The sequence below is a fragment of the Streptomyces sp. NPDC002092 genome, from assembly GCF_053593775.1.
The window spans coordinates 60,288-66,287 of the sequence record NZ_JBSFDG010000032.1 but is presented as its reverse complement, the minus strand read 5'-3'; the positions used below and the strand labels follow the sequence as shown (position 1 = coordinate 66,287).

The 6,000-nt window shown below is 68.3% G+C and carries 6 protein-coding genes and 1 pseudogene; 1 reads left to right on the top strand and 6 read right to left on the bottom strand.

Annotated features, from left to right (window positions below; genetic code table 11):
* Positions 1-91: 91 nt before the first annotated feature.
* Positions 92-478 (bottom strand): annotated as a pseudogene (locus tag ACWCRD_RS42465) (MHYT domain-containing protein); the annotation flags it as partial.
* A gap of 250 nt (positions 479-728) precedes the next feature.
* Entirely contained in the window at positions 729-914 is a 186-nt protein-coding gene (locus ACWCRD_RS42460; RefSeq protein WP_450971022.1) for a hypothetical protein, read from the bottom strand.
* Between the two features lie 920 nt (positions 915-1,834).
* Here ACWCRD_RS42460 and ACWCRD_RS42455 point away from each other — a divergent pair.
* Positions 1,835-2,359 carry a hypothetical protein gene (locus ACWCRD_RS42455; protein ID WP_450971021.1) on the top strand — a complete coding sequence of 175 codons (525 nt, stop codon included), beginning with the start codon at positions 1,835-1,837 and terminating at the stop codon, positions 2,357-2,359.
* Between the two features lie 220 nt (positions 2,360-2,579).
* On the opposite strand, the gene ACWCRD_RS42450 is transcribed toward ACWCRD_RS42455, so the two are convergent.
* The 4 genes from ACWCRD_RS42450 to ACWCRD_RS42435 all read right to left on the bottom strand — a co-directional run bounded on the left by ACWCRD_RS42450 (position 2,580) and on the right by ACWCRD_RS42435 (position 5,955).
* Positions 2,580-3,779: a glycoside hydrolase family 64 protein gene (locus ACWCRD_RS42450; protein WP_450971020.1), complete on the bottom strand. Its 1,200-nt coding sequence runs from the start codon at positions 3,777-3,779 to the stop codon at positions 2,580-2,582.
* A 167-nt stretch (positions 3,780-3,946) separates the two neighbouring features.
* On the bottom strand, positions 3,947-4,702 hold the full coding sequence (locus ACWCRD_RS42445) for a dienelactone hydrolase family protein (RefSeq protein ID WP_450971019.1): 756 nt from the start codon (positions 4,700-4,702) through the stop codon (positions 3,947-3,949).
* A gap of 125 nt (positions 4,703-4,827) precedes the next feature.
* Entirely contained in the window at positions 4,828-5,448 is a 621-nt protein-coding gene (locus tag ACWCRD_RS42440; RefSeq protein WP_389083501.1) for an L-threonylcarbamoyladenylate synthase, read from the bottom strand.
* A gap of 9 nt (positions 5,449-5,457) precedes the next feature.
* Positions 5,458-5,955 carry an FBP domain-containing protein gene (locus ACWCRD_RS42435; protein WP_450971018.1) on the bottom strand — a complete coding sequence of 166 codons (498 nt, stop codon included), beginning with the start codon at positions 5,953-5,955 and terminating at the stop codon, positions 5,458-5,460.
* Between the last annotated feature and the right edge of the window lie 45 nt (positions 5,956-6,000).

Genomic DNA, 6,000 nt, shown 5'->3' with positions numbered 1-6,000 from the left:
ACCGCAGCCGACAGTTTCCGTCACCGCCCACGCCGCAATCTGAAACGAACCGCACCTCACGTGGCGAGAGGTGAACTCAAGACCGGCTCACTAGGTAGTGCATCGCGGCCACGCCGAGACCGGTGACCACGCCCGCGACTCCCAGCGTTGCCTTGCCGGCACCCCGGTAGCCGACGATGAACACGCCGATGCCGACCACGACGATCGACACGGCCAGGCTCAGCAGCGTCAGCCCGGTGTCGTATCGGATCCCGGTCTCCTCGACCTTGAATCCGAGCATGGCGATGAAGTGCATGGTCCAGATCCCACAGCCGATCGAGGCGGCGCCGAGCGCCAGCCAACCCGGCTTCCAGGACTGCTCGTTCAGCAGGGACCGCACGATGCACCGCAGTCCCAGCGCCCCTCCCAGGCAGGCCATCAGATAGGCCGCCACCGGGGTGACCGCACCATAGCGGAACCCGTCAATCGTGCCTTGCATCTGCCAACTCCCCCCAGACCCCTGGCAATTTGTGGAGCCAGGTCTACGGGTAAGAGCCGCGTAAATGCAAGGGCTTACCATTGGTAACTGAATAACTCTCAACTATCAGGGGTTGACTCCGGTCGCAAAGGGGCGAGTTCCAGCCAGACATCGACGCCTTCGGGTCACGCGCGGCTTGCGACCATCACCTCCAGGGCGCGTACGCGACGCCCACGCGCGGCGGACTCCGGGGAAGTCGCCATCCTGCGTGCTACCAGAGCCCGCTCGGCTCCCTTCCGGTCGCCGACATCTCCAGCAGTCGCTGCCGGAAGCCCTGGGGCGTGGGCTCGAAGGGGAGCGTCGTCGCCCAACGGAACGAGTGGCAGCGCTCCAGGAGGGCACGCACTGCGGCCCGGACGTCGTCGCCCTCCTCGTAGAGCGGGAGCGCGTCCCGCAACGCCCACTCGGCCTCCGACCGGATGCCCGCGCGTCCACCGGGCGCGGACCCTCCTGCATCTTCCGCATCCAGCCGGGGTCGGTGAGATCCACCGGCCTGCTCGCGATGGGCTCGACGCAGGCATCGATCACTTCGACCCGTTCTTCGAGCTCCGCCGGTTTCCCCGTCGCGTTCGGTTCCCGTCCGACCGTTGGTGGCATGCCGCGACCCGCCCTCCGTGGCGGGAGGACGGGGTCGTGGGGAGATAGGGTGCCTCCGCCCGGCCCGTAGACGGACCCTTGGGAGCCCTGAGGCGGGCAGGGGCCAAGTACCTCTTGCCGCCCGCTCCGGAGCCTTCGCCTGTGCGTCCGCCGAATGTGCTGGTCGCGAGCACTCATTGATCGCCGTGTGAGCCGCTCGGCCGGGCGCCTCAGCCGGCGAGTGACTCATGTGCCCCCGGCGTGATGTAGCTGGGGACCCGCCGTCCGGCGAGCGGTGTCCGTCCGCTGAGCTCGACGCCGGGTGTGCACTTCCGCGGCTGCCGTGGAGAGGCCCAAATCTGGATCGGCCGCCGAGTGGGCCGGCCAGGTGGCCGGGCCCAGGCGCTGTCCGACGGGTAACCGGCTGTCGGCGACGGTCCCTTCGCCGAGCCGTCGGTGCATGAGCCGGCTCGTCATGTTTCGCGTGCTGCAAGCCAGGCTGCACTTCCCGGCCGGCAACGTCTGGCGGCGGGGTGCAGCAGATAGTCCAGAGCCCCGAGTTACCCCCATCTTATCGAACACCCAAGCGCACCCCAGGCGTTGGGTGGCCGAAAGTCAAGGGGTGGCAAGGATTCAGTGAGGTCACTGATTCTTCACTTCGTATTTCTACCCGCATAGACCCGGTGGTGCTGTCATGCACACACCCGCCCGGAATCCCGGGCCCATCGCGGGAGAACCCCCATGCGTGCCATGCGCCGCCTCACCGCCACCACGGCATCCCTCACCCTCTCCGTCGCCGGCCTCATCATCGGCACGGGCTCGGCCGCACACGCGGCCGGCTGCTCGCAGTCCTACCTGCCGCTGCCGGACCCGACCTGCCAGCCCGGCGCCTACAACCCGGACGTCACCCAGTCCACGATCGACTCGACGATCTGTGTGTCCGGCTGGACCGCCACCGTGCGCCCCTCCACCTCGTACACCAACGCCCTGAAGGTCAAGCAGATATCGGAGTACGGCTACTCGGACACCAGCACCTCGGACTACGAGGAGGACCACCTCGTCCCGCTCGAGCTCGGCGGCGCCCCCAAGGACGCGCAGAACCTGTGGCCGGAGCCGCGCTACGGCGACGAGACCGCGTACAGCAAGGACTCGGTGGAGAACAAGCTCAAGAAGGCCGTCTGCGCCGGTACGGTCACCCTCGGCGACGCGCGCAGCGCCATCGCAAGTGACTGGACCACCGCCCTGTCCTCCCTCGGCCTCAGCTGACCCTTGGGCGGCACCACCCGGCCGCCTCCGGGTGCACGCAGAAGTCCTTCGGCCTGTCGTCGCTGGCAGGCTCGACCGTCACCCTGAAGTCCAGCGGTGTCGAGGACTCCTCGCTCCAGACCGGCTTCGTCGTCGACGGCACCGCGCTGACGACGGGCTGATCCCGCCCGCACGGATCCGGGCCTCACCCTCGTCCGCCGCGGGGTGAGGCCCTTCGTCGTCAGTTGAAGGGGTCGAGGGTCAGGTCCGCTTGCTGCGGGCTGCCGTCATGGACGAGCGACTCGTGGTTGCCGACGTCGTCGAAGGCGAACGCGTAGGCCTTGCCGTCGGCCATCTGCGCGTGGATCGCGCGGGCGTACTGGTTGGTCACCGAGTCCTGGTAGAAGTTCGCCGAGGACGTGTCGGGCTGGTTGGGGTCGACCAGCAGTGTGGAGCGGTTGAAGCCGGCGCACAGGGTGCGTGAAATGGGGCCGCGTACCTGGTCGTTGGGCGCGTCGAGGAGTTTGTGGCAGCCGAAGACGCTGTCCGCGTCCGGTTTCTGGAAGGTCGTGACCACATTGCCGGAGCCATCGGTGAAGTTCATGACGCCGCCCGAGACCTTGCCGTAGTACTTGGTGTTCGGCTGGTTGCCGAACGGTGTCACGGCGAGGGTCGCCGACGTGTACTTCTGCCAGACGCGGTTGATGTAGTCGTCCATCACGGACGCCGGCAGTGCGCCGGACTCCAGTCCGTGCCCTGGTGCAAGCGCCCGCAGCACCGTCCCGTCGGAGCGGGTCTGAATCAGCCCGGCCCAGCCGCCGGACTTCCCGCGCAGATCGTTCAGGACGCCGTTGTAGCCGCCCGGTTTGAGGTGGCCGGTGGTGGCCGTGCTGCCGCCCGCCCCCTGGATGCCCACCGCGTAAGGCGCGGAGAACATGTCGACCTGTGTGCTGTTGAGCCACAGGCCGGAGTCGTTGAGTGTGTACTCGGACCAGTTGAACAGGATGTCGTGGTTGGGGTCGCTCGGGTTCTGCACGGCGGGCTGCACGAGACCGCCGGTGGTCAGCTTGAACACGAGCTTCTGCCCGTAGGAGAAGTAGATGCGTCCCGAGAACCTGGGGATCCGGATCGTCTTCGACTGGCCGGAGGCCGGTCCCGCGATCGACGCGTCCGGTGCGGGTGTCGGCGGGTTGCCGCCGGCAGGCCAGGCGTGGAACGTGCCGTTCGCGTCCGCCCAGCCCTGCTGTCCCGTCGAGAGCAGGGTGCCGATCGTGTAGACGTAGACCGCGTCGCCGCGGCCGGAGTTGTTGGTCACCTGCAGCGGGATCGTGTCGGGCACCGCTGCCCTGGCGGACGAGGGTGCCTGGATCGCGATCACCGCGGCGATGAGTGCGGCTGCGGCTGTGGGGGCCGTCAGACGACGAGTGAGCTTGTGGTGCACGCTCCACCTCCGTGTGTGGGGTCACTCGAGGGGATGGGCCAATTGGTCCGTACCTGCTTGAGAGCGCTCTCAAACTGGCACCGGAGTTGCGCGCATGTCAATAAGGGTGACGTGAGGAAAAAGAAGAGCGCCCGCGGGATGAACCCGCGGGCGCCTGTGGCAACTTGTCAGAAGGTCCGCTGAAGAAGGTCGAGAAGCGCTTCCCAGTGACGCTCGTCGGCCTCCTTGTTGTACGAGGACGTGTCGGCCTGCGTGTACCCGTGGTGCGCGCCCGGATAGACCTCGCAGCGGTGCCGGACCCCTGCCGCGGTGAGCGCGTCCTCCAGACGCTGAATCTGCTCCGCGGGCAGTGACGGATCGTTGTCGGCGTGCCCGAAGTACACCTCGGCGGTGATGTGCCCGACCACGGCGTGCGGGCTGTCCGGGTCCTCCGTCGCCAGCCGGCCGCCGTGGAACCCGGCCGCGGCGGCGACCCGGTCCGGGTAGGTGCCGGCGGTGATCAGGGACAGCCGTGCCCCCATGCAGTAGCCGGTCAGTGCGACCGGGCCGTCGGTGACGAGGGGCGATTCGGCCAGCCACTGCAGATACGCGGCCGCATCGCGCTTCGCCAGGTCGGGGGTGACGGACATGACCAGCGGGCCGACCTTGCCCCAGATCTCCGGGCGTGCCTCCGGGTCGATGAACTCGGGCAACTCGACGACGGGCGTGCGCCCGTGCCGGTAGAACACGTTGGGCACCAGCACCGTGTATCCGGCCTCGGCGATCCGGTCGGCCATCGACTTCAGGTGGGGGCGGATCCCGAACGCGTCCATGTAGAGCAGGACGCCGGGCCTGGCAGTGCCGTCGGCGGCGTGCGCCACATAGGCGTCGGCAACGCCGTCCGCGGTGGGGATGTCAACGGTGGTTCCTTGTACGGAGGTCATGGGGGCTGCCTCTCTGCGCGCTCGGCGCCGACCAACTCATGCGGCCCGACGGGCCGGCCGCGGTCATCGTTGCACGCGCCACCCAACCCGGCGAAAGGGCCCCCGGCCTCGGGAGATGCTGGAGTTCACTCGAACCGAGAGGTGTCCCCTGCCCCTCGCCGTACGATCTCCGCCTCGCCGCCCGAGAAGTCGATGACCGTCGTCGGCTCGGTGCCGCAGTCCCCGGAGTCGACCACCCCGTCCAGCACATGGTCGAGGCGGTCCTTGATCTCCCAGCCCTGGGTCATCGGCTCCTCCTCGTCGGGCAGGAGCAGCGTGCTGGACAGCAGCGGCTCGCCGAGTTCGGTGAGCAGGGCCTGGGTGACGACGTGGTCGGGGATGCGCACGCCGACCGTCTTCTTCTTCGGGTGCTGCAGCATCCGCGGCACCTCCTTCGTCGCCGGCAGGATGAAGGTGTAACTGCCGGGCGTCGACGCCTTGATGGCGCGGAACACGTCGTTGTCGATCCGTACGAACTGGCCGAGCTGCGAGAAGTCCTGGCACACGAGCGTGAAGTGGTGCCGGTCGTCCAGGTGGCGGATGGTCCGGATCCGCTCGATGCCGTCACGACTGCCCAGCCGGCAGCCCAGGGCATAGCAGGAGTCCGTCGGATACGCGATGAGCGCATCCGCGCGGATGCTGTCGGCGACCTGGGCGATGGTGCGCGGCTGGGGGTTTTCGGGGTGCACGTCGAAGTACTTCGCCATTGGCCGAGCTTATGCCGTGCCGACCTTGGCGACGAACGCGGCGACGTTCGCCACGGTGCGCCGGATCTTCTCCTCCAGGGTGATCGTCTCGTGCAGCCGCGCCCCGATGCCCGCGTCCCGCTTGCCCCGCACATAGAGCGAGCACGCGAGGTCGCTGCAGATGTAGGCGCCCACCGAGTTGCCCTGCTGCCCGGCCTTGCCCGCCTTGGGCGCGACCATCAGGGAGACGCCGCCCGAGTGGGTGGTCAGGCACATCGAGCACATGCTGCGCCGCGCCTGGCCCACGGCGGAGCCGGCGCCGCGCAGTGCGACGGCTCTCGGCCAGCCGTCGCTCCACTCGGTGACGAGGTAGGCGCGGTCGGGGGCCTGGGGGTCGCGCCAGCCGAGGAAGTCCAGGTCGTCCCAGGGCCGCTCGGCCAGGTCGCGGGGGACGGACAGGCGCTTGGCCTCGCCCTTGGTGCAGTTCACGAAGGCCGTGCGGATCTCTTGCTCGGACAGCGGTTCCATAACCTCACGCTAATTTGCCTAAAGGCCTTAGGCAAATTAATAATC